At 45.7% G+C, this 23,896-nt stretch carries 21 protein-coding genes and 1 tRNA gene; 9 read left to right on the top strand and 13 right to left on the bottom strand.

Annotated features, from left to right (window positions below; genetic code table 11):
* Positions 1–55: 55 nt before the first annotated feature.
* From HGH91_RS28895 to HGH91_RS28870, 6 genes are all read right to left on the bottom strand, one after another.
* A complete protein-coding gene (locus HGH91_RS28895; RefSeq protein ID WP_168742724.1) occupies positions 56–1,339 on the bottom strand; it encodes an MFS transporter in 1,284 nt (427 codons plus the stop codon).
* 81 nt (positions 1,340–1,420) lie between these two features.
* Complete coding sequence (locus HGH91_RS28890; RefSeq protein WP_168742723.1) at positions 1,421–2,038, bottom strand: ATP-binding cassette domain-containing protein; 618 nt, start codon at positions 2,036–2,038, stop codon at positions 1,421–1,423.
* Entirely contained in the window at positions 2,022–2,822 is an 801-nt protein-coding gene (gene lpxA, locus HGH91_RS28885; protein WP_168742722.1) for an acyl-ACP--UDP-N-acetylglucosamine O-acyltransferase, read from the bottom strand. Before lpxA ends, HGH91_RS28890 begins: the two co-directional genes overlap by 17 nt.
* A 5-nt stretch (positions 2,823–2,827) precedes the next feature.
* Entirely contained in the window at positions 2,828–4,237 is a 1,410-nt protein-coding gene (locus HGH91_RS28880; protein ID WP_168742721.1) for a bifunctional UDP-3-O-[3-hydroxymyristoyl] N-acetylglucosamine deacetylase/3-hydroxyacyl-ACP dehydratase, read from the bottom strand.
* Positions 4,238–4,279: 42 nt separating this feature from the next.
* On the bottom strand, positions 4,280–5,329 hold the full coding sequence (gene lpxD / locus HGH91_RS28875; protein ID WP_145660475.1) for a UDP-3-O-(3-hydroxymyristoyl)glucosamine N-acyltransferase: 1,050 nt from the start codon (positions 5,327–5,329) through the stop codon (positions 4,280–4,282).
* 68 nt (positions 5,330–5,397) lie between these two features.
* Complete coding sequence (locus tag HGH91_RS28870) at positions 5,398–6,642, bottom strand: HD domain-containing protein (RefSeq protein ID WP_168742720.1); 1,245 nt, start codon at positions 6,640–6,642, stop codon at positions 5,398–5,400.
* Between the two features lie 347 nt (positions 6,643–6,989).
* Between HGH91_RS28870 and HGH91_RS28865 the strand changes: the two genes are divergently transcribed.
* From HGH91_RS28865 to HGH91_RS28840, 6 genes are all read left to right on the top strand, one after another.
* A complete protein-coding gene (locus HGH91_RS28865) occupies positions 6,990–8,543 on the top strand; it encodes a response regulator (protein ID WP_168742719.1) in 1,554 nt (517 codons plus the stop codon).
* A gap of 23 nt (positions 8,544–8,566) precedes the next feature.
* Complete coding sequence (locus HGH91_RS28860; protein ID WP_168742718.1) at positions 8,567–8,893, top strand: hypothetical protein; 327 nt, start codon at positions 8,567–8,569, stop codon at positions 8,891–8,893.
* Positions 8,894–8,916: 23 nt separating this feature from the next.
* Complete coding sequence (locus HGH91_RS28855; protein WP_168742717.1) at positions 8,917–9,678, top strand: MBL fold metallo-hydrolase; 762 nt, start codon at positions 8,917–8,919, stop codon at positions 9,676–9,678.
* Between the two features lie 70 nt (positions 9,679–9,748).
* Complete coding sequence (locus HGH91_RS28850; protein ID WP_168742716.1) at positions 9,749–10,711, top strand: helix-hairpin-helix domain-containing protein; 963 nt, start codon at positions 9,749–9,751, stop codon at positions 10,709–10,711.
* Between the two features lie 12 nt (positions 10,712–10,723).
* A complete protein-coding gene (locus tag HGH91_RS28845) occupies positions 10,724–11,863 on the top strand; it encodes an acyl-CoA dehydrogenase family protein (protein ID WP_168742715.1) in 1,140 nt (379 codons plus the stop codon).
* 425 nt (positions 11,864–12,288) lie between these two features.
* Positions 12,289–13,164, top strand: coding sequence for a c-type cytochrome (locus HGH91_RS28840; protein ID WP_168742714.1), 876 nt, complete (start codon positions 12,289–12,291; stop codon positions 13,162–13,164).
* A 62-nt stretch (positions 13,165–13,226) separates the two neighbouring features.
* Here HGH91_RS28840 and HGH91_RS28835 read toward each other — a convergent pair whose 3' ends face one another.
* The 5 genes from HGH91_RS28835 to HGH91_RS28815 all read right to left on the bottom strand — a co-directional run bounded on the left by HGH91_RS28835 (position 13,227) and on the right by HGH91_RS28815 (position 17,408).
* Positions 13,227–13,511: a hypothetical protein gene (locus HGH91_RS28835; RefSeq protein WP_168742713.1), complete on the bottom strand. Its 285-nt coding sequence runs from the start codon at positions 13,509–13,511 to the stop codon at positions 13,227–13,229.
* Positions 13,512–13,569: 58 nt separating this feature from the next.
* Entirely contained in the window at positions 13,570–14,817 is a 1,248-nt protein-coding gene (clpX, locus tag HGH91_RS28830; protein ID WP_168742712.1) for an ATP-dependent Clp protease ATP-binding subunit ClpX, read from the bottom strand.
* A gap of 223 nt (positions 14,818–15,040) precedes the next feature.
* On the bottom strand, positions 15,041–15,742 hold the full coding sequence (gene clpP / locus HGH91_RS28825; RefSeq protein ID WP_145660446.1) for an ATP-dependent Clp endopeptidase proteolytic subunit ClpP: 702 nt from the start codon (positions 15,740–15,742) through the stop codon (positions 15,041–15,043).
* The gene (tig, locus tag HGH91_RS28820) at positions 15,732–17,111 is read right to left on the bottom strand and encodes a trigger factor (protein ID WP_168742711.1); all 1,380 of its coding nucleotides are present in this window, start codon (positions 17,109–17,111) and stop codon (positions 15,732–15,734) included. Before tig ends, clpP begins: the two co-directional genes overlap by 11 nt.
* Before the next feature lie 215 nt (positions 17,112–17,326).
* Positions 17,327–17,408 (bottom strand) — tRNA-Leu (locus HGH91_RS28815).
* A gap of 234 nt (positions 17,409–17,642) precedes the next feature.
* On the opposite strand from HGH91_RS28815, the gene HGH91_RS28810 reads away from it, so the two are divergent.
* Both HGH91_RS28810 and HGH91_RS28805 read left to right on the top strand, forming a co-directional pair.
* The gene (locus HGH91_RS28810) at positions 17,643–18,866 is read left to right on the top strand and encodes an ROK family transcriptional regulator (RefSeq protein WP_168742710.1); all 1,224 of its coding nucleotides are present in this window, start codon (positions 17,643–17,645) and stop codon (positions 18,864–18,866) included.
* Positions 18,867–18,922: 56 nt separating this feature from the next.
* Positions 18,923–19,345 (top strand): VOC family protein, encoded by a 423-nt coding sequence (locus HGH91_RS28805; RefSeq protein WP_168742709.1) that lies wholly within the window; start codon positions 18,923–18,925, stop codon positions 19,343–19,345.
* A 92-nt stretch (positions 19,346–19,437) separates the two neighbouring features.
* On the opposite strand, the gene HGH91_RS28800 is transcribed toward HGH91_RS28805, so the two are convergent.
* Positions 19,438–21,726 (bottom strand): hypothetical protein, encoded by a 2,289-nt coding sequence (locus HGH91_RS28800; RefSeq protein ID WP_168742708.1) that lies wholly within the window; start codon positions 21,724–21,726, stop codon positions 19,438–19,440.
* A 129-nt stretch (positions 21,727–21,855) separates the two neighbouring features.
* On the opposite strand from HGH91_RS28800, the gene HGH91_RS28795 reads away from it, so the two are divergent.
* The gene (locus HGH91_RS28795; protein ID WP_168742707.1) at positions 21,856–23,244 is read left to right on the top strand and encodes a S41 family peptidase; all 1,389 of its coding nucleotides are present in this window, start codon (positions 21,856–21,858) and stop codon (positions 23,242–23,244) included.
* Positions 23,245–23,396: 152 nt separating this feature from the next.
* Here HGH91_RS28795 and HGH91_RS28790 read toward each other — a convergent pair whose 3' ends face one another.
* Positions 23,397–23,798, bottom strand: coding sequence for a response regulator (locus HGH91_RS28790; RefSeq protein ID WP_168742706.1), 402 nt, complete (start codon positions 23,796–23,798; stop codon positions 23,397–23,399).
* Positions 23,799–23,896 lie beyond the last annotated feature (98 nt).

Below are 23,896 nucleotides of genomic sequence, written 5' to 3'. Positions count from 1 at the left end.
TTTGGTACCAGAAAGTTACCCATTTCTGCAACCAAATATCCAAATAACAATAAAATTAAATCGCTGGTTTTAATTGTTGCTGTTTACGCAGCGCTGATAAAATCCATATCAACCCAATGATGAAAAACACGACCAGCGCCAGTACTGAGTTGCGCATATCTTCGGTCAGATCATCTATATAGGCAAACGAAAACATACCTATTACGATAGATAGCTTTTCGGTAACATCATAATAACTGAAGAAGGAAGTTGTGTCTGTTGTTTCCGGCATTAGCTTGGCATAGGTGGAGCGACTGAGGGATTGTATACCTCCCATGACAAGGCCTACGGCGGTAGCCAGCATATAGAAGTGAGTAGCTGTTTGCATTTTATAACCCGCAATACAGATACCTACCCATAGTATTACTACGCCAATCAATACACGAAGATTACCATATTTATCCGATAACCGGGCCATGCTCCAGGCGCCAACAATAGCTACCAGCTGTATAATCACCACGGTTACAATCAGCATCTGGGCAGGCAGGTGTAATACTTTACTGCCAAAAACGGTGGCGGCCATCATCACGGTTTGTACACCCATACTGTAGAAAAAGAAGCCACGCAGGAATCTTTTCAATACCGGCATCTGCTTTACCTGGGCATATACCTTGCGCAACTCCGTAAAACCTTCAGTCAGCGCACTACCCGTATGTTGCGATACAGTAGCAATACTATCCGGAAGCCGGGCAAAGGTGATGAGCGCAAAACCCAGCCACCATACGCCTACTAAGAGGAAGGTGATCTTTACCGGCATACTTTCATCCATACCCAGCTTTTCGCCCGCCATCACCAGGCCAAAACCAATCAACTGTAAGATAACGCTGCCTATATATCCCATGCTAAAGCCGCGGGCACTGATTCGGTCTCTGTCTTCAGGCGCGGCTATTTCAGGCAGATAGGAGTTGTAAAACACCAGGCCCCCGCAATAACCTACGGTGGATAGCATAAAACAAACAACCCCCAGCATCAGCGTACTGGAGTCAAAAAAATACAACGTGCTACAGGAAAGCGCACCTAATATGGTAAAGAAGCGGAGGAAATTCTTTTTGTTTCCCCGGGTATCTGCAATAGAAGATAAAATAGGAGAAGTGATAGCCACCAGCAAGTAAGCCGCTGCCATGGTGTAATTGTACAAGGCGGAGTTTACAAATTTCATTCCCAGGAAGGAAACATGTTCGTTGGTAACTGCAAGAAAATAGATAGGGAAAAAAGTAGTAGTGATAACCAGGTTGTACACGGAGTTGGCCCAGTCGTACATGGCCCAGCCATTGATCACTTTAGTACTGGCAGTCTTCATATAGCTTATAGCTTTTTACGAAGATAGTTTTTATCAGCAGAAAGCAAAAGCTAAAGAGAAAAAGGACGGAAGTATGTTTTCTTATTTATAGTCGAGGATCTGGATATGCTCTTTGCACATGAAATATTCCTGCTCATCATTAGAGCTGACAATAATCATACGATTGCCCCCATATTCATTGATGAGCGCCTGGTATTGGGCAGTACCGGCTGCATCGAGGTTGGTGCAGGGCTCATCGAGCAGGAGCACGGGAACGTCAGATAAGATGGCCAGTGCCAGCTTGGTACGCTGTTTCATGCCGGAAGAAAAATTCCGTATTTGCTTGTTGGCCGCCTTTTCCAAGCCTACCAGCTCCATAGCTTTTTTGGGAGTGATGCCGGGAAGAAGGCTTTTGAACTGTTGATGAAAGTGAATGATTTCTGAGAGGGTGAACTCTTCAATCAGCTCCAGGTAAGGCGCTGCAATGGCACAGTACCGGAAAAACGCATCCGTTGCGATGGGTTTTTCCGGTGTGCCGTATGTAATGATGCCTTCATTGTGTTGAATAGCGCCATAGATGACTTGTAGTAAAGTAGATTTGCCCGAACCATTAGGCCCCAGTATAGCATAGCGTTGTCCTTCACTAAAGGTGAGGGTTACACGCCGGAAAATCCAGTCGTAGTTATAACGCTTGCCTGTCTGGTTAAGAGATATCGTCATTGGTTCTGGAAGTATAGCCTCTCATAATACCACGTCCTGATTCACGGATGAACGACAGGATTTCATCTCTTTCATCAGTAGCAGGGAATTCTGCTTCTATGATACTGATAGCTTTGGATAACTTAAAGCCTTTCACAAAAATTATCCGGTATATATCCAGGATGTGATTGATTTTTTCCAGCGGAAAGCCTCTGCGCTTCAGGCCTACGGAGTTTACACCCACATAGGATAATGGTTCGCGGGCAGCTTTTACATAAGGAGGCACGTCTTTACGTACCAGGGAGCCCCCGGTAACGAAGGCGTGATCACCGATTTTGCAGAACTGTTGCACCGCCACCATACCTGCCAGCACTACGTTGTTGCCAACGGAAATATGGCCTGCCAAGGTGGTGTTATTGGAAAATACGCAGTAGTTACCTACTTCGCAGTCGTGTGCAATATGGCTGTAAGCCATGATCAGGCAATTATTACCGATTTTGGTTCTCCACTTGTCTTTGGTACCGCGGTTGATGGTTACATATTCACGGATAGTGGTATTGTCGCCTATTTCCGCCGTAGTTTCTTCACCCGCAAATTTCAAATCCTGAGGGATGGCGGAAATAACAGCACCCGGGAAAATACGGCAGTTTTTGCCGATGCGGGCTCCTTCCATAATAGTTACGTTGGAACCAATCCAGGTGCCATCACCGATTTCAACATTTTTATGTATGACGGTAAATGGATCAATTTTTACATTAGGCGCTACTTTGGCGTCTGGATGTATGTATGTTAGCGGGTGGATCATTGCTATTATTTGCCTTCTCTTGTTTTTATAATTTGTGCTACCATGTCGGCCTCAGTAGCTACCTTGTTACCGATAAATACTGTCCCCCGCATTTCTACAAGGCCTCTTCTGATAGGACTCAGCAATTCCATTTTAAGAATCATGGTATCGCCGGGTACTACTTTGGATTTGAATTTACAGTTGTCGATTTTCAGGAAATAGGTATCATAATTTTCCGGATCCGGTACCCGGTTCAGTGCCAGGATACCGCCTACCTGTGCCAGCGCCTCCAACTGTAGTACACCGGGCATTACCGGGTTACCGGGGAAGTGGCCCTGGAAGAAGCCTTCATTGAAAGTAACGTTCTTGATACCAACTACTTTCTCTTCTCCCAGCTCAATGATCTTATCTACCAGCAGCATCGGGTAACGATGCGGCAGCGTTCTTTCAATACGCGGTGTATCGAAAATGGGTGGTTGATTAGGATCGTATACAGGTACGTCTTTATTGTGCTTGTTCTTTTTAATATACGCTTTGATCTTACGGGCAAATTCCACGTTGGAAGCGTGTCCCGGACGGGTAGCAATGATATGCGCATTGATCGGATAACCAATCAGGGCCAGGTCACCTACTACGTCCAATAGTTTGTGACGGGCAGGTTCGTTAGGGAAGCGCAGCTCTATGTTATTGAGAATACCTTCTTTCTGTACAGAGATGTTGTCCCGGTTAAACACCTTGGCTAAGCGGGCCAGTTCCTCGTCTGTTACTGGTTTGTCTACCACAACAATCGCGTTGTTGATATCGCCGCCTTTAATCAGGTTGAGCGACAACTGGTATTCCAGTTCATGCAAAAAGCAGAACGTACGGCAGGGCGCAATTTCTGTTTTGAACTCTTCTATCCCTTTCATTTTGGCGTGTTGGGTGCCCAATACGGGGGAGTTGAAGTCGATCAGACAGGTAATGCGGTAGTCTACTGCCGGCATAGCTACCATTTCTACCTTTTTCTTCTCATCAGAATAGCTGATGTTGGTATCGATGGTATAGTATACTTTCTTGGCATCCTGGTTTTGAAGGCCTGTTTTTTCTATAGCGTCAATAAATGGCCAGGCGCTGCCATCCATGATAGGAATTTCGCCGCCATCCAGCTCTACCAGTGCGTTGTCCACACCGGTTCCTGCTAAAGCTGCCATAATATGTTCTACGGTACTTACCCGGGCGCCGTTATGCTCCAGGGTAGTGCTGCGGGTAGTTTCCACTACATAATCCACGTCCGCTTTTACGATAGGTTGCCCCGGCAGATCTATACGTTGAAATTTAATCCCATGGCCTGGTGTTGCCGGCTTCAGGGTCATATTAACATAGGCGCCTGTATGCAAGCCAATACCCGACAAGGTAATTTCGCCCTTCAGGGTATGTTGGTATTGCTGATTTTCCATAATAAGCTAACTAATATGTAACTATTTGATCAGTAATCAATTTTATACACCTGCTCTTTCCTGTAGCAGCTGTTTTACCATCTCCTCCAGTTCCTTCACGCGCTTTTCAAGGTCCGGCAAATTTCTAAAAATTGCCTGACTTTTCAGCGAACTTTTATAATCGTACGCCGGAGAGCCGGTTAAAGACGTATTGGGCACGGTGATAGACTTAGACAAGCCGCTCTGTGCATTGATTTTAGTGTTATCGGCAATATGGATATGACCTACCATACCTACCTGTCCGCCAATCACACAGTTCTGGCCAATCTTGGTACTGCCGGATACCCCTGTTTGGGCGGCAATAACCGTATTGGTGCCTATGTCCACATTATGCGCTACCTGGATCAGGTTATCCAGTTTCACGCCTGCGCGGATCACGGTGCTACCCATGGTAGCCCGGTCGATGGTGGTATTGGCGCCAATTTCCACGTTGTCGTGAATCACCACATTGCCAATTTGCGGCACCTTTTTATAAGAACCATCCGGCTGAGGGGCAAAGCCAAAGCCATCGCCACCTATTACGCAACCGGCATGCAGCATAACGCGGCTGCCTACCACACAGTTGTCGTATACTTTAACGCCCGGGTACAGGATGGAATCGTTGTTTACGATCACATTGTCGCCCAGGTATACGCCAGGATATATTTTTACGTTGTTGCCCAGTACCACGTTTTCTCCCAGGTAAGCAAAGGCGCCTACAAACACGTTTTCACCCATTTTTACGGAAGCAGGAACATAGGAAGGTTGCTGAATACCTGATTTGTTACCAGTGAGGTAACGGTATTGTTCCAGCAGCAGTGCAAAACTGCTATAGGCATCTTTTACCCTGATCAAAGTGGATTTAATCGGACGTTCTATTACCAGGCTTTCATTCACAATAAGAATGGAAGCATTGGTGGTATATATGAACTCTTCATATTTAGGATTGGCAATGAAACTGAGCATGCCCTCGCCAGCTTCTTCAATCTTGGCGATGTTGCTCACCTTTACGTCCGGATTTCCCTCCAGCTTACCATTTAACATGGTAGCTAATTGTAATGCGCTAAACTGCATAGTTTAAAATTGTAATGTTTTCCAGGCCACACCGGATAGTATGAAATTATTCTTTAACATTTTATTCCTTATAAAACGTTGTTAGCCTGAATTTTTGGATGACAAATGTAGAATTTTTTTACCGGTATCGCCAGCGTATGGCTAATCAGTGCATTGTCTATGGAGGAAATGTCTTTTACAGTTCCGTCTTTAAATAGGATATTAATCTTCTCGTCATTAACATTATAGGCCCTTAACGTAGCGGCGCCGGAAAAAACAAAGTAATCCAGGTCAGGTCCTTCAATGCCCCATTTCTGTTTAATCTGTTCCTTCAACAAACGCGCGGCACTGTCATCAAATGCCTGGTTACTTAATACGACTTTGAATAAGTTCCTGTTTATTAACCATTTGCACAAAAGGGACAATACTTTGTCCTCGTGCATCGTCCACACCTTTATCGCTCCCAGGATATCATAGTCGTCCAGTTGGCAAAATAACTGCAGACAGTCCGGTGTTCGTTCAAAATTGTCCCTGGTCACTGTATTATACAGGAAATATGCCAGTGCGGGAGAACAGAACAATTCTTTTCCCTCCTGGGCCAGCTGTTTGGCCCTGCGCAGGATCTTTACCAGCATATTTTCCGCGCTCAGCACCGTTTTATGCAGGTATACCTGCCAGTACATCAGCCGCCGGGCAATGACAAATTTTTCGATAGAATAGATGCCTTTTTCTTCCACCATCAGCTCTCCATGATGTACGGTCAGCATTTTTATAATGCGATCATACCCGATGGTGCCTTCAGCCACCCCGGTATAGAAACTGTCGCGGTTCAGGTAATCCATCCTATCCACATCTAACTGGCTGGATACCAGTTGATGCAGGAATTTTTTATGATACCGTCCGTTAAAGATGTCAAGTGTAAGTGTCAGGGCGCCATCCATCTCCTTATTGAGGTGCTCCATCAGCCACTGGGAAATCTCTTCATGAGATACTCCTTCTATAATGCCATTTTCCAACGCATGAGAATAAGGACCATGGCCGATATCATGCAATAAAATAGCCAGTTTAGTGGCTATCTCTTCATCGGCGGTAATCGCAACCCCTTTGCTCCGCAATTCCTGCAAAGCCATGCTCATCAGGTGATAGGCGCCCATGCTATGATGAAATCGCGTGTGCATTGCACCCGGGTACACCAGGTGGGCCAGCGCCATCTGATGTATGCGGCGGAGCCGCTGGTAACATGGGTGTGAAATGAGGTTAAGAATCAACGGGTGATCTATGGTAATAAAGCCATACACCGGATCATTAACAATTTTTCGCTTGCGTTCGGTCATTGCATTTAATTATACATTCCAGACAGGGCGTCCGCGTCTGAAATCCCTGGTGCCTGTTGCAAAGCTACACCATGAATTAATTATATGTAATTTTTTTACTTATAATGACGCTCTCCGTCCACGAAACCCCTATGACAGACAGTAAAAAACAATTGGTAGGTTACAGGTAATTAAATGTTATGGATGCGAAGGTAAATAACTTTATCAGCCCTCACACTTTTTACTGCGATCATTTTACCAGGTATTTCCGTTTTTAACATATAATTACGGCCAATTGACTGGCAGGGAATGATATTTGCCGAAAAATAGGGGTAAATTTCTTTTTTTTCGGCACCTTAAATCTTATTATGAGTCAGATAAATATACTATGGGTAGACGATGAGATAGAATCCCTCAAATCGCAAATTATCTTCCTGGAAAACAAAGGGTATAAAGTTTCCGCCCTCACCAATGGCTATGACGCCCTCGAATTCCTGAAAGACCAGGTAGTCGACGTGGTATTACTCGATGAATCCATGCCCGGTATCACAGGGCTCGAAACCCTGAGCAAAATCAAGGAGATCGATCAGCAGATTCCTATCGTGATGATCACTAAAAATGAGGCGGAAAATGTAATGGACGACGCCATCGGCTCCCAGATTACCGACTATCTCATTAAACCAGTCAATCCCAACCAGGTATTACTATCCCTCAAAAAAATAATTGACAACAAAAGGTTGGTGGCCGAAAAAACCACCACTGCCTACCAGCAGGAGTTCCGCAGCTTGTTCATGGCACTCAGCTCCAATCCTGATTACAACGAGTGGATGGATATCTATAAAAAACTGGTGTATTGGGAAATGGAAATGGCCAAAACCAATAGTCCGGAGATGCTGGAGGTATTCAATGCGCAGAAAACGGAAGCCAATAGCGAATTTTCCAAGTTCATTTCCCGGAACTACAGCGACTGGCTCCATCCAAAGACCAAGGATGCCCCGGTGATGTCGCACACCCTGTTCCGCGATAGAGTGGTGCCCAACCTGGATCCCAATGTGCCCAATGTATTCCTGCTGATAGATAATCTCCGCTATGACCAGTGGAAAGCCATTCTGCCCATTTTCCAGGAATCTTTCCGGCTCATGGAGGAAGAATCTTTCTTCAGTATTTTGCCTACCAGTACCCAATACAGCCGTAATGCCATATTTGCTGGTATGCTCCCCGTGGATATAGAACACCGATTCCCGCAGGAATGGAAGAATGACGATGAAGAAGGGGGAAAAAATATGTTTGAAGAGCATTTCTTCGCTGCCCAGCTAAAACAGCTGAAAATGGATCCGCGGTTTTCCTATACCAAGGTGACCAATCATGCGGATGCCCAGTCTATGCTCAATAACATCCATAATATGCTCGACTACCCGCTGAGCGTTATCGTATACAATTTTGTGGATATGCTCAGCCATGCCCGCACAGAAATGGAGGTACTGAAAGAACTGGCCGGCGATGAAGCTTCTTACCGCTCTATTACTGCCAGCTGGTTTGAACACAGCCCGTTGCACCAGGCGCTGAAGCGCATCAGCGATAAAAAGTTCAACCTGCTGATCGCAACGGATCATGGTAGCGTAAGGGTGAAAACGCCGGTAAAGGTGATCGGTGATAAGCAAACCACCACCAACCTGCGCTATAAGCACGGTCGTAACCTGAATTACGATCCCAAGGAAGTGCTGGCCTTCAGGGATCCACGTGATGCCGGCTTACCAAAGCCCAACGTGAATTCGTCTTATATCTTTGCCAAAGGCGATGGCTATCTCTGCTATCCCAATAACTATAATTATTTCGTCAACTACTATCGTAATACCTTTCAGCACGGCGGAATTTCCCTGGAGGAAATGATCGTGCCCTTTGCAAGAATGACCACCAAATAGGCGCTTTTTGCTATTTTCGCATCATGAATATCAAAATCACACCTAACAACCTGTCTAAACTGGAAAAGATCTTTGAGGAGGCTAAATATGTACTGCGCTTCGAAAAAGGTAGTTTCCTTTCCGGGTACTGCATTCTGGAACACAAGAAAGTGGTAGTGATCAACAAATTTCTGAACCTGGAAGGGCGTATTAATACCCTCATTGATATCTTAACCACGCTGCCGCTGGATGAAGAAGCCCTCACCGCCGAATCTCACAAGCTGTACAAACAGATACAGTCCAGCAAACTTGTTCCCAACGCAGATGAAGCAGCTGCGGAGGACGAACAGACAACACCATCAGCGGAATAAGTTAAACAGACAAATGCATTGGGATGAAAGTCACATTTTTAGGTACCGGTACATCGCAGGGAGTTCCCGTAATAGCTTGTGGTTGCGAAGTGTGTGCTTCTATTGATAAAAAAGACAAACGTTTACGGAGCAGTATACTGATTACCGCTCCGGCTGGAAATATTGTAGTGGATACTACGCCTGATTTCCGCTACCAGATGCTGCGGGAAAAGGTAGGCCACCTGGAAGCGGTGCTGATCACCCACTCGCATAAAGATCATATTGCAGGCATGGATGATATCCGTGCCTTTAATTATTTTCAGAAAAGCGCGATCAACATATACGCTACAGAATTTAGCCAAACCGTGATCAAGCGCGAGTTTGCCTATGCATTTTCCGATTTTAAATACCCCGGAATTCCCGAAATCAATCTACGGAACATTCCCGGTGAGCCCTTTGATATCAACGGATTGCCCGTAACGCCTATACAGGTGATGCACCACAAGATGCCGGTGATGGGCTTCCGCGTACATGATTTCACCTATATTACCGATGCCAACTATATTGCGCCGGAGGAAAAGGACAAGATAAGAGGCTCGAAAATACTGGTGCTGAACGCGCTTCGCAAGGAAAAACATATCTCCCATTTTACCCTGGAGGAAGCCATTGAGTTAGGACGGGAACTGGAAATTCCACAGGTATACTTTACCCATATCAGCCACCAGCTGGGCTTGCACGAGGAAGTGTCTAAAGAGCTGCCTGCCGGTATGGCCCTGGCTTATGACGGATTAAGCCTGGAAATTTAGTGCCGTTTTATTTCTGTTAACATACCACGTACCGCGATGGTGTAGCTTTGGGGCAAATTGTTGTTGACCCATGTGGAAAACGGTTGTACGTGAATACCTGCGCTTTTCCAGGAAGGAGCGCGCCGGTATAACCCTGCTGGTGGCAGTTATGCTGCTGACCTGTTATACCCCCGACCTGCTGTTTTATTTCCGGCGTGTGCCCGTTACCGATAGTACCGATCTGAAAGCAGCTATCCAATATTTTGAGGCGTTGGAGGTTGATTCGGTGTCTGCCGAACCTGCAGCGGAAGCGGTTTTACCCGGGAAGCCTTTATTTTATTTCGATCCCAATACCCTGTCGGTGGCTGGCTGGCAGCAGTTGGGACTCAGTGAGCGCACCGCCCTTACTATTACAAAATATGTGGCGCATGGAGGTCATTTCCGGGAGCCGGCCGATCTGCAGAAAATCTATGGCCTGCCACCAGTACTATGTGCCCGCCTGCAGCCATGGGTACGTATTGTAAGAGATAACAGCCCGAAGAAAATACAGTGGGAGAAGGATACTACAGCAGGGTATAAGAGGGAGCAATCAGGGTATCGTGGCTGGCAAAAAGATACAACGTTTAGGCGTTATAGTAAGAAAGCCCCGCCGGAGATAATTGACATTAATACCGCAGATTCGTTAGTCTGGCAAACTTTACCGGGGATAGGGCCGGGGTTTTCCCGCCGGATTATTGCCTTCCGGGAGAGGTTGGGAGGTTTTTATGCGGTAGAGCAGGTAGCTGAATGTTATGGATTACCTGACTCCACATTTCAAAAAATTCAACCTTTCTTAAAGATCGGTAGCAGTTCTCTAAAAAAACTAGACCTCAACCTCACAGATGAAAAATCTTTGGCAGCTCACCCATATATACGCTATAAACTGGCCCATTTAATTGTGCAGTACCGCAGTACCCATGCGGGTTTCAGGGAGGTATCGGAGCTTCGCAACCTGCCGTTGGTGGATGACGTTATTTATCGTAAAATTGAGCATTACATAGACATCAAACATTAAATCCACGCGTTTATGAACTTTGAGCCTACGGAAATGCAACAACAGATTGCACAAATGATCCGGGATTTCGGAAAGACAAATATTCAACCATACGTGATGGAATGGGATGAGCGGCAGGAATTCCCGGTAAAGGTATTGAAGCAGCTGGGAGAGCTGGGCCTGATGGGCGTTTTGGTACCACAGGAATATGGTGGTAGCGGCCTGGGATACCTGGAATATGTAACGGTTATCAGTGAGATATCCCGTATTTGCGGTGCTATTGGCTTAAGCGTGGCAGCGCATAATTCTTTGTGTACCGGTCATACCCTGCAATTTGGCAATGAAGCCCAGAAACAGCGGTATCTGCCTAAGCTGGCCAGCGGCGAATGGATCGGCGCCTGGGGATTAACAGAGCCCAATACAGGCTCCGACGCCATGAACATGAAATGTGTAGCTAAGAAAGAAGGGAATGAATGGGTGATCAACGGTACCAAATGCTGGATTACCCATGGTAAAAGCTGTGATATGGCTGTAGTGATAGCCCGTACCGGCGATATACGCGATAGTCATGGTATGAGTGCGTTTGTAGTAGAAAAAGGGACTCCCGGTTTCAGCGGGGGAAAGAAAGAAAATAAATTAGGCATGCGGGCCTCCGAAACCGCAGAAATGATATTTGACAATTGCCGCATTCCCGCCGAAAATATGCTGGGCAAGGAGGGCGATGGCTTTATCCAGTCTATGAAGGTGCTGGATGGTGGCCGTATTTCTATCGCGGCGCTGTCACTTGGGATTGCCAAAGGCGCTATGGATGCTGCCATCAAGTATTCCAAGGAAAGACACCAGTTTGACCAGCCTATTGCCAATTTCCAGGGCGTTTCCTTTAAACTGGCAGATATGGCCACAGAGGTTGCCGCTGCGGAATTACTCACTATGCAGGCCGCCGATATGAAAAACCGGAAGGTAAAAATGACCCAGCAAGCCGCCATGGCCAAGTATTACGCTTCAGAGGTAGCGGTAAAAGTAGCGAATGATGCCGTACAAATCTTTGGAGGATATGGCTATACGAAGGATTTTCCGGTGGAAAAATTTTATCGTGATGCAAAATTATGCACCATCGGAGAGGGGACTTCAGAGATCCAAAAGATCGTAATTGCCCGGGAAGCACTGAGATAGAATAACGATTTTGCTATTGATTTTGATAAGCTTGAAGAGATATAATTTTTTTAATTTAAAGAAAGGCCATTTATAAGCCGTTCATCATTTTTTCAAAATAATTTAATATTAACCCTTTAGTGTTATTGAATATTGCAAAAGGAACGTTAAATTTGGGTTAATTCATCACTCTTTACCGTTTATCAACCTTAACACACAAAATCAAGAAAGATTTGAAACACTTTTACGCAATGAGAAGCACCCTGTAATACGGGTGCTTTTCTATACCGGGTCTGGCCGGTTTATCCCGTATAAAAGATGCTTAGTAAAAGATGTAGACCTGTAATCCACGTTATGATTTTGTCCATAATTCAGTACTACTACTGAGCCTCATCATATTTATCCCTATTACTTTTGCCCCTCACTTATTGTTAATTCTTATTGTTATGTTCTCCAAAATCTTGAAATGGGCCGCCATTGCCGGGCTGGCGCTATTGCTGCTATTATTGCTATCATTCGGCATTTTTTCTTTTCTTTTTCATCAGCACACGAACCGGCAATATGTGGTGCAGGTAAGGGATATCCCGGTTCCCGATGATTCGGCCACTATTGCTGCGGGGCGGCACTTGTATGAAATCAAGGGCTGTGGCGAATGTCATGGGACCAACCTGGGTGGAAAAATGTTTGTAAACGATCCACCTATCGGGCGTTTCTCGGGGCCTAACCTCACCAGTGGGAAAGGTGGCCTGCCGGCCAGCTTTGATAACAGGGCCTGGTTAAAGGCCATGCGGCACGGTTTAAATGCCGAAAATAAGCCGTTATTATTGATGCCTTCCCAGGAGTTCACGTTGATGGATGATCGCGATATGGCGGCTATAATTGCGTTTTGCAAGGCACAACCTCCGGTGGATGTTCCTACACAACCCATGCAGGTAGGTGCTTTAGGTAAGATTTTATCTGTGGCCGGGAAAATCCCGATGTTCCCGGCGGAATTGATAGATCATTCCCGTCAGCAGCCGCAGCAGGTAGCCAAAGCTGCTACAGTGGATTATGGGAGGTATTTATCGGCCTCTTGTCAGGGCTGTCACCGCCCTACGCTAACAGGAGGGGATAATCCTGTACCCGGTGGGGTTCACGTGGCCAATATTACCGCTACAGGTAATGTGGGAAAATGGTCTAAAGAAGATTTTATCACCGCATTGCGTACAGGAAAAACGCCGGAAGGGAAACAGTTGCTGGTGAGTGATATGCCCTGGAATATGACGGCGCAATACACCGATGATGAGCTGACAGCGCTTTATCTTTACCTGAGAAGTATCTAAAAAGGAAAGGGATTTTCCGGTAGGTCACTACCCGAAAATCCCTTTTTATAAGCGGGAGGAACCTACTTTTTATCTTTGAAGAAGTCAGACACTTTTTCTTTTGCCTCTTCTGCCCAATCCTCTGCCTTGTCTTTCACATCTTCCAGAAAATCGCCCGCCTGGTCCATCAGGCCGGGCTTCTTGTCTTCTGCTTTTCCTGACATGCCTGCAAACCAGTTATCAACAGTGCCTGCGATAAATGGCGGTAATTTTCCCTTCACATATTCTTTGATCACGTCTATGGACTGTACCGCCTGTTCGGGCGTAAGTCCGGCTTTTTCCTGCAATTGCTGAATGAGTTCCTGCATAAAATAGCGTGTTTTATGGTTAGCAATAGTTTGGCAATTCCGGGTGTCCGAAAGGGGACTAGGCTACTTTCAGTTTTACGAGGGTAGACTGCTCCAGTTTAGACTGTGCATATTCCCGGGTAAGGTGGAAAGTAGTTTCATTAGCGGAAGGCAGTTCGTACATGGCATCGCTCAATACTACTTCGCAGATGGAGCGTAATCCACGTGCGCCGAGTTTGTACTCCATGGCTTTGTCTACGATATACTCTACCGCTTCGTCTTCTACCTGTAAATCGATGTTTTCCACTTTGAAAAGCTTCTTGTATTGTTTTACCAGCGCGTTTTTAGGCTCTGTTAAGATCGCTTTCAACGTGTCCCTGTCGAGAGAATTGAGGTAGGTTACTACCGGCAAACGTCCCAATAACTCAGGGATCAGTCCAAAGGATTTCAGGTCTTGCGAATTGATGTAGCGCAGGATTTGTTTCCTGTTTTCTTCTTCCCTTTCCTTGTTAACGGTGAAGCCGATAGAATGTGTTTGTATTCTTCTGCTGATAATTTTTTCGATTCCATCAAATGCGCCGCCGCAGATGAAGAGAATGTTTTGCGTATTTAATTTTATCAGCTTTTGTTCCGGGTGTTTACGACCGCCCTGTGGAGGTACCAGTACTTCGGTGCCTTCCAGCAGTTTGAGGAGGCCCTGTTGTACGCCTTCTCCGCTCACGTCGCGGGTGATGGACGGGTTATCGCTTTTACGGGCAATCTTATCGATTTCGTCGATGTATACGATACCGCGTTCAGCTGCTTCCACGTCGTAGTTACATACCTGTAGGAGGCGGCTGAGGATACTTTCCACGTCTTCGCCTACATAACCTGCTTCGGTGAATACGGTAGCATCCACGATGGCAAAAGGAACGTTCAGTTGTTTGGCGATGGATTTGGCCAGTAATGTTTTACCGGTACCGGTTTCACCCACCATGATGATATTGGATTTTTCAATTTCCACTTCATCGTCACCTATCTGCTGATTGAGTCTTTTATAGTGGTTGTATACAGCTACTGCCAGTATTTTCTTGGCGTCGTCCTGTCCGATTACATATTCGTCCAGGAATCTTTTCATGTCTATTGGTTTAGACACTTTTGGGGTAAAATGGGGCGCTACGCTTGCCGCAGCAGTCTTTTTGCCCGGAGTGAATAATTCCTGGTCAATTATTTCCTGTGCGTTGGCTACACAATTTTCGCAGATATGACCTTCTGCGCCGGCGATCAGTATCTGCACTTCTTCCTTGGGACGGCTGCAAAAGGAGCAACGAATTTTTGATTCTTTCATTTCGGAATAGATTATTTTTCTACGAAACTATCATTGTCTGCATTGGCATTGCAGGGTTACAAATTTACACTAAATAGCCGAAAGCGGAAAGTATCGTGCATAAAGCTATTGTAGCGAAAAAGGATAGCGAAAACGGTAGCGAAATATATCAAAAAATCGCTATCATCTTCGCTATCCTTTTTCGCTACAATAGCTTTATGCTTTGCGCTTTATGCTTTAAACTTTACTGTGGTGTATCCAGATTTTTCTTTGGATTTTTCTGGAGAACGTCATCAATGATGCCGTATTCTTTTGCTTCATCCGCAGTCATCCAATAGTCACGATCGGAGTCTTTTTCCACTTTTTTCACAGGTTGTCCGCAGTGGCCGGCAATAATTTCGTTCAGCTCTTTCTTCAGTTTTACGAACTCACGCGCAGTGATTTCGATATCTGAAGTCTGGCCTTCTGCACCGCCGTGAGGCTGGTGAATCATTACGCGGGCATGTTTCAGCGCAGTACGTTTTCCTTTAGCGCCGGCTACCAGCAATACAGCGCCGAAAGAGGCCGCCATACCGGTACAAATAGTAGCGATTTCAGGAGAAACTACCTGCATGGTATCATAAATACCCAGACCTGCATACACACTACCACCGGGGCTGTTGATGTACATCTGGATATCACGGTTACGGTCGGCAGACTCCAGGAATAACAACTGTGCAGTAATTACGTTTGCTACGTAGTCGTTTACCGGGTCGCCCAGGAAAATAATACGATCAGCCATCAACCTGGAGAAAACGTCCATCTGTTGCATGTTTAACTGACGCTCTTCAAGGATATAAGGAGTCAGGCTGTTTAACTGGTGGCTTTTAGCGTAACTATCTACTACCAGGCTGCTGATTCCACGATGCTGGATGGCATATTTTCTGAATTCGTTATTAATGTTCATGATGGTGATGTTTATGAGGTAAATTAACAAAATCTTCTGCTTTGATTTCCTCTTCTTTCACGTTCACCTTAGCTTCCGCCCAGTCAAACAACTTGGCAGTGATCATTTCACGGTAAGTCTGGTCTACGAATTTTTCATCCTGTAACAGGCGATCCAGGTAGCTGTCTAACCATTCTGCTCCATCAGCAGCGGCGCCGCCATAGTAGCCTAATACTTTTTGTTTGGCATTTTCTTTCAGGTCTTCGAAAGAAACTTCCAGTTTATTTTCTTTAACCAGTTTATCGCTGATCAGTGTCCAACGCAGTTGATGGTCGAAACCAGGGAATTCTTTTTCAGCTTCTTCTGCGGTTTTAGGTTTTTCGCCACCTACCTGCAGCCAGCGTTTGAGGAAATCCTTTGGTAAATCAATGGGAGTTTCGTGTACCAGTACTTCAAACAGGTCGTTGTGAAGGTGGTTACGGCTTTCGGAATCCCAGTATTTACCGATTTCTTCTTTCAGTTTAGCCCGGAAAGCCTCTTCTGTGGTGATTTCTTCACCAGGATAAACTTCCTTGAAGAATTCTTCGTTCAATTCTCTTTTTTCAATCAGACCTACCTTGGTAATAGTCAGTTTGAAATATTTCTTTGCTGCTTCCTTGTCGTTTGTTTCAAAGCCCAGATCTTTCAGGATCCAGCCTAAGCGTTGTTCGTCGAAAGAAGTAGCCAGTTGGAATACGATGCTGTCGTCATTTTTCTTGCCCTGCAGTTCAGCCTGGATAGCAGGTGAGAAATACTTAACGAGTAAAGCGTTTTCTTTTACGATACCGCCTTCGATCACATTACCCTTTTCGTCAGACTCTTCGAATTTAACGTTAATCACGTTATCTTCCGAAGTAATTGTTTCAGGTTCTGTGGTTTTGCCACCTTTCAGCTGTAAACGCTGTACTTCATCGTTTACCATTTCATCGGTAACGGCTACTTTATATTTGGTAAGGGTGGTTTTGTTGTTTTCCAGCGGAGTAACAGCGAAAGCAGGTTTCAGACCTACTTCAAATTCGAAGGAGTAGTCGGCCGGTGCATTGAAGTTCAGATCTTTAGGTTCTTTCTCCAGGGATAATGGCTGGCCAAAGATTTCCAGTTTCTCTGCCTGCACATAGCCCATTAATTCTCTTTCTACAGTTTTCAGAATTTCATCACCAAAGATAGCCTGACCGTGCATCTTCTTAACCATCCCTGCAGGTACCATTCCTTTACGGAAGCCAGGTATGTTGGCGTTTTTGCTGAATTGTTTTACCGCCTTGTCAAAATTAGGAAGGTAATCTTCCCTGTTCACTTTCACAGTGATCTTATCGTTCAATAAACCAATGTTTTCTCTGGTAACGGTTGCCATAATTGAATTATATAAAGTGTTCTTTAAGAAGCAATAATGATTCCTTGTTTGTTTTTCTGCCATGAAGTCACAACGGCAAGTAGGAATGGCAGGAAATTATTTGTTATTAAAATCAGGTGAAAGTGTGTCTGAATAAGACAACAGTGACAATGAAAGGGAAGGAGAGCATAGCATTATCACATTGCCATATTGACGCATTGCCACATAATTATAAGTGCGGATGAAGGGACTCGAACCCCCATGCCTCGCGGCACCAGATCCTAAGTCTGGCATGTCTACCAATTTCATCACATCCGCATTAAATAAAAGAACTCACTCATTTTTGTACTCATTCACCCCCCGAAGGCTGGTGAACACACATGACAAGAGCTACCTTTTTTAGCTTAAAAAGGATTGCAAAGGTATCAATTTTTGCGAATTAACAAAATCATTTATAAGAGAACTTTAGCCGCCTTTCTCGGCCTATTTTAAAAAAAATCAGATTTAGCGCCTTAAATTGGAGATAATTATTGTAAAAGTCTATCTGATGCTATGGCCAAGACCTTCTTTGAAGAATTAAACAATGCAAATGCTACAGGGGTAGCTTATAAGAATATCAACCTGAAAAAGGCCGCCCTGGCCTATTTTGCCAATAATGGCCACGCTACCATCGCGGATTTGTGTAAGGAACTGAACCTGAGCACACCCAAGGTAACCAACCTGGTCAACGATCTTATCAACGACGGGCTGGTAATGGATTACGGGAAAATTGAATCCACCGGCGGCCGAAAGCCCAACCTGTACGGCCTGGTGGCCGATTCGGCTTTCTTTATCGGGGTAGATGTGAAACACGACCACCTCAACCTGGGCCTGTCAGATTTTCATAAAAACCTGGTCACCACGGTGGAAGCACTTCCTTATACGCTCGATAATACCAAAGCCTCGCTGGAAGAGCTCTGTCAACTTATTAATAATTTTATTGATGGATTGACCGTGCCCAGGGAGAAGATCCTGGGAATCGGCATTAATATCTCTGGTCGTATCAACTATGCCACCGGCTATAATTATAGCCTCTTCTACTTCGATGAGGAACCGCTCAGCAAAGTAATCGGCAATAAGGTAGGAATCCGGGTATTCCTGGAAAACGACTCCCGCGCCATGGCTTATGGCGAATTTTGTTCCGACCTGGTACATGGCGAACGCAATGTGCTCTTCCTGAACCTGGATTATGGGATAGGTATGGGCGTACTGATCAACGGGGAACTGTATTACGGTAAATCCGGTTATAGTGGGGAAGTGGGGCATATTCCGATGTATGATAATGAAATTATCTGCCATTGCGGTAAAAAAGGATGCCTGGAAACCGAAGCCTCTGGCTGGGCCCTGGTCGATATGTTCCGCCAGAAACTGGCAGCGGGCTCTTCTTCCATGTTGTCACGTACCCACCGGTCGCTGGAAGACATTCACCTGCCCGACATTATTGAAGCAGCCAACAACGACGATATGCTGGCCATAGAACTCATTGCTAAAGTGGGAGAGAAACTGGGGCGTGGTGTGGCGTTGCTGATGAATATTTTTAACCCCGAACTGGTGATCCTGGGCGGGGCGCTGGCAGCTACCCAGGACCATATCCGGCTGCCCATAAAAAGCGCGATGAAAAAATATTCACTGAGCCTTGTGAGTAACGATTCCAAACTGAAAATGTCGAAGCTGGGTGAACGGGCCGGCATCATCGGAGCCTGCCTGTTAGTAAGAAATAAAGTGTTGATAAGTTAGTTTTGGTTAACTTTATTATCTACCTGAATTCCATCTTTTACCCAAAAAAAAATGTCATGTCAAGCACATTAACGACCTACTTCATTTTCAACGGCAACTGCCGGGAAGCGATGACCTTTTATCAAAAAGTGTTGGGTGGTGATCTGAAAGTAATGACGATGGCCGACTCCCCCATGAAAGACCAGGTACCTCCCGGTGCGGAAAACCTGGTGATGCATGCCTTCCTTCAAACACCAGGCTTTGCACTCATGGCCTCCGATGGCATGCAGGGACCGCCACCCGTAAACGGTGATTCCGTTTCACAGGCACTCGCTGTTAATGCTACAGAAGACGCAGAAGCCGTATTTGCTAAACTGTCTGAAGGAGGGAAGGTGACAATGCCTATCCAGGAAACATTCTGGGCACACCGGTATGGTCAGTTAATCGACAAGTATGGTATGCATTGGATGGTGAGCTATAACAAGCCCATGGAGATGTAATCACGCAAAGGCGCTAAAAAGCAAAGCAGCAAAGGAATTTGTTATAATGTATTTATTCCTTTGCTGCTTTGCTTCTTAGTTTCTTTGCGTGGCTATTTCTTTTTCCTGAAGAAGGAAAATAATCCCCCTCCCTTGAGTTGCCTCTTTTTTTCTACGGCCGGTTGATATCCAGGATCATTCACTACAATCAGGTCGATTAGTTTTTTACAGGACGAAAAATCTTCCTTCGCTTCGAAAGCCAGTGCCATGGTATATCGTATGGCGGAAGCCTCAGCATCCCAGGCCCAGTTGTTGCCCGCATAAATGTTTACACATTGTATACCATAAGCCAGGCATTGATCATACTCCTGTTCACCAAGGTAAGCCTCTGCCATAAAAGCGTATACCCCAAACCGGTAGTTAGGTGAATTATCTGCTGCATCGCCACTGGCCATTATTTCCAGCGTTTGCTGCATATCGGCAATGGCTGCTTTATATCGCTTCAGTTTCAGTGCTGCTTTTCCCCTGAAATAATAAATTTTCATTTGGGAGATGACCGGCAATTGCCGTATGCCACCAATGGAAATACGATTGTTAATGGCGCCGATGCAATGTTCATACTGCCCGTTATCAAAATAAAGATACATCAGGTTGAAGTAGGCATCGCTGTCATCCGGCTTGTCGGTTAAATGGCTTTCCAATGCCAGTATACGTTCCGGCAAATCATTGTCGCTGTTGCTCCTGATAAATGCCCTGCCGGTTTTAATGCGATCGATATTGTAAATGATGGTGTCGCGGTCGTATACTTCCAGTTCTTCCATATCGCGAACAATCCATTCATTGTATTCGTTCAATATTTTTTCATACAGGTCCAACGCTTCGGCATGCCGCTCCAGGGTGCAGAGATCGTCTATCATTCGTTCATGAATAGATACATAGTACATCAGGGGTAATACATCGGTATAATTCTCCAGTATATTTCTCCTGTCAGCGATGGCTTCGGCCAGTTTGCCCATGTTGTGATATGCATCGGCCCTGGATTCCAGCTGCTCCCAGAAAGGCGACATATTATAGCCGATGGTATGTATATGTGCGGCTTCCACAAAAATGCCGGCTTCATATAAAGCGATGCCGTAATTGTTGCAGCACATCGCGAAATGATGCGGATGCCCGGCGTACGAATTGCCTTTATTTTCATACCAGTAGGCATGATAAAGATCAAAGGCTTTCTTGTATAAAAAGCGTTTAAGCGGCGTGGCAGCCTGCTTTAACTGCGAATCGTTTTCCAGTTGTATAATTTCCGTGAAGATAACGCCCGCTGCATACCAGTCGTACGGTACGGGATGGTCAATATCCGGCCATGCTGTTGGGAAATGTCCGGTCACCTTGTAAGCAGTATAATACCATCTTACAATACTGAATGGATAGGGTTTGATGGCCATCGATTTTTCGTACCAGGGAAAGGCTTCCTGGTAGCTGCCGATGTTGAAAAACGCAGTGGCGGTATAGTGATAAAAGTAAGCTTCATCGGGATATTGTGATACGAAGTTTTTACCCACCAGTATCTGTTCTAATGTACCTTCATCATCATCTTCTCCATAGAACTCATGCCAGAACTCTGTAGTGCCTTTACAATATTCACGGGCCAGCATAGCATGCCTGACGCCTTCTGCGAGTAATTGCTGTATATGTTTGAGCAGGCGCAGCATTTCTTCCCGGGAGTTTTCGCCGGTAGAAATGAGGATCTGCAGCATATTTGCGGCGAAATCATAGTCGGCCATTTCAAGGGCGAACCAGATCGTCGACATCAGCCGGTTGTTATACACCGTGCAATCGAAGGCCTGCTTGTAATATTCCAGTGCGGCGGGCCGGTTTTCGGTATGGTAGTAAACATCCCCGATTCGGGTGTAGCACTGGAAGCGGGCTACATTAAGCTGTGGGAGGTCCTCGGCATAGAGCGATTCATATATCTGGAGACTGCGGTGCATATCTGCCAGCGCCTTTTCCGTTTCCTCTTTGAGTACCCATACCTGGAATCGGTAAAGCAGGGCTTTAGTGGTAATGTCTTCATCGCCGTTGGTGATAAGTACATCGCAGTCGCTGATCGCTTCATCTCCTTTTTCGGTCATGATATTGGCACCAAGGTAGGCGCGGTGTAGCCTTGCCTGCGCGTGGGAAGCATCGATGGTCAATACCTGGGTGAACGCATCGTAAGCTGCTTCATACATGGCGGATACCAGGTCGGGGTTGTCGGTGGCCCTGGCGTTTTCCAGCTGGGATAATCCCAGCAAATGCCATCCCCTGGCTTCCTGAGGGTAATCCTGTAAGTATATTTCGAGTTTTGTTATTGCTTCGGTATATGCCTGTTCGTTATACAGCCTTTCCAGTTCGTCTAATTGCATACGCGGTTCATTAGGACGTGTAATTTATTAATATTGGCGCATGATGATAAATAAATTCTGATAGTTCCGTCCGAATATATATATTTAAAGACCATTTATTATCAGCCAAAAACATTCAAACCCTTTGCTATGAAAGCAATAGCTGTATTGGTATTACTATTATGTAATGCCCGTTTATACGCACAGGAATGTGATTGTAAAAAGAAATTTGACAGCGTACACATCTATCTCAGGAAAAACTATGTAGGATTTATTGACAAGGTAACACCAGCTACCCAGCAAACGTATTCGGCGTTGGTGGCCAAGCTGCGATTGCAGGCGGCAACGATCCGGGGCGCCAGCCATTGTATGTTGCTGATCAACAGGTACCTGCGGTTTTTCAGGGATCAGCACCTGGTACTGGAACCAGAATATACGCCGGTCATCGAAAAAATAATTTTGTCGCCCGCACAGCTGGAGTTGCTTGAAAAGCCAGCCGCCGGCCCGGTGATGGGTATTTATGAATCCGATAGTATGGGTAAAATGGCGCTGGTGAAAAGCCCACACGGATTGCGGCAATATGCTGCAGTAGTATTGCAGTCGCCCCAGCCGGCATGGAGCCCGGGGGATGTTGTATTTGAACTGGCCGCCATAGCGGCCGATAAGTACGACCTGGTCAATTACAGCCATCAGCGGGTGGCCTTAGACACCGTAACCATAAGTAAGCAAAGAAACGGGCTGGAAGCGCTGGGTTGGCAAAAGGCAGGCGCCGGCCATGGCCAGCCTTCCCGGGAAATGCCTGCATTCACTGATATGCCAGCTGTCACGACGTTCTTTCGTCAGGTAGACGACAGTACCGGTTACCTGCGCATCGGCGGGTTTACGGCGGCTGACTTCGCCGTAACCGACTCTGTACTGAATGCGAATGACGAATACCTCCGTAAAAATCCCCGCTTGATCATCGATATACGGGATAACGGGGTAGGAACTGATAAACTAACTGAGCGGTTACGCCCATTGTTGTATACACAGCCGGTACGTATTGTGGGAGCCGACTTCCTGGCAACAACAGATAATATTGCCGCCTGGAGCCGCATCCTGGACCAGCAAAGTGGTCAAATGCCGGACGAATACCTTGAGCAAACCCGGAAAGCCATCCACCAGGGCGATGGCCTGCAAGGCAGGTTAGTCAGCATGGGCCCCGATGAAAACATGATTTTACCGGCGCCGTTACCTGCGCCCTCCAGGGTGGCGGTGATTGTAAATAATAAATGCAGTAATGCTGCAGAGCAATTCCTGCTGGAAGCAGTACAAAGCGGTAAAGTAAAAGTATACGGCACACCTACCGCCGGCGCGTTGGATTATTCCAATGTAAATGAGGTGAAATTAACCGCACCGGCATGTACTATCCGCTACCCGGTCACCCGGTCGAGGAGAGTGGCAGCAGGACACGGGATTGATAATAAAGGTATTCAGCCCTCCGTGAAATTGAATTTCTATGCACCAGGATGGTTGGAGGAAGTAGTCAAACAATTTTAATGCAGGAGTTTTTAAGAACCGGTTAACACTTGCGGGCACTTAATTGCTCACCTTTACCTTCACAAAGCATATGCTCATGCATATATGAGGGTTTAAAAAATAGTAACAATGGTAGAAAAGCTGCCTCACAATTCTTTGTGAGGCTCTTTGTTTTAAAACAGTTGCTGCTGCAATATCCTGGAAAGCGTATGGGTAAGTTCGTGCAGGCTATTGGGTTTAGTCAGAAAATAGGAAGCCCCCAGTTGCCTGGTTTCTTTTTTATCGGAATCATGAGAAGAGGTAGTATAGATGATCACCGGTATATGCTTCAAATGATCGAGTTGCCGGATCTCTGCTAAAAATTGTTTACCATTTATTCTGGGCATGTTCAGATCCAGGAATATCAGGTCCGGGGTGAAATCACGGCTTAGCTTCATCAGCGCATCCTCCCCATTGATAGCTTCGTGGTAATTGATATCCGGTGCCAGCTCTTTTAATACTTCACCAAATATCATCCTGTCATCTATATCATCATCTATTAAAAGTACGGAGGTATATTTACTACGGTCGGGCATATCATTTTTCGAATAGGGACAAATCTATGGGATTTTGTTCTTATTTTATTATCATTTCCAGTAGATAACATTGTTCTTTGGAATGAATTGTGTAGAAA

It is taken from the genome of Chitinophaga eiseniae, assembly GCF_012641265.1.
In the GTDB taxonomy this organism is placed as follows: Bacteria; Bacteroidota; Bacteroidia; order Chitinophagales; family Chitinophagaceae; genus Chitinophaga; species Chitinophaga eiseniae_A.
Note: the sequence above shows the minus strand (reverse complement) of the source record. Positions and strands in the feature narration are given on the sequence as shown.